Below are 540 nucleotides of genomic sequence, written 5' to 3' on the forward strand. Positions count from 1 at the left end.
GGTCGTGGTACTGTTGTAACTGGTCGTGTTGAAGCTGGTATCATCCGCATCAATGACGAAGTAGAAATTGTTGGTATCAATGATACAACTCGTTCTACTTGTACTGGTGTTGAAATGTTCCGTAAGCTTCTTGACGAAGGTCGTGCTGGCGAAAACATCGGCGCACTTCTACGTGGTACTAAGCGTGAAGACGTTGAACGTGGTCAAGTACTAGCTAAGCCTGGTTCAATCAACCCACATACAACATTCACTTCAGAAGTATACGTACTTTCGAAAGATGAAGGTGGTCGTCATACTCCATTCTTCAAAGGTTACCGTCCACAGTTCTACTTCCGTACAACTGACGTAACTGGTGACGTACAGTTACCAGATGGCGTAGAAATGGTAATGCCTGGTGATAACATCAAGATGACTGTAACTCTAATCTCGCCAATCGCGATGGATGAAGGTCTTCGTTTTGCTATCCGTGAAGGTGGCCGTACTGTAGGTGCTGGTGTTGTAGCAACTATCGTAGAGTAATAATTAACGTTTAAGTTAATT

The 540-nt window shown here is 43.9% G+C and carries 1 protein-coding gene; it reads left to right on the forward strand.

Annotated features, from left to right (window positions below; all coding sequences use genetic code 11):
* Nucleotides 1-519 (forward strand): EF-Tu/IF-2/RF-3 family GTPase (locus ADS77_RS21390; RefSeq protein ID WP_268794926.1); only part of this gene is annotated, 519 nt, incomplete at its 5' end.
* Nucleotides 520-540 lie beyond the last annotated feature (21 nt).

It is taken from the genome of Pseudoalteromonas porphyrae (assembly GCF_001298125.1).
GTDB classification, from domain to species: Bacteria; Pseudomonadota; Gammaproteobacteria; order Enterobacterales; family Alteromonadaceae; genus Pseudoalteromonas; species Pseudoalteromonas neustonica.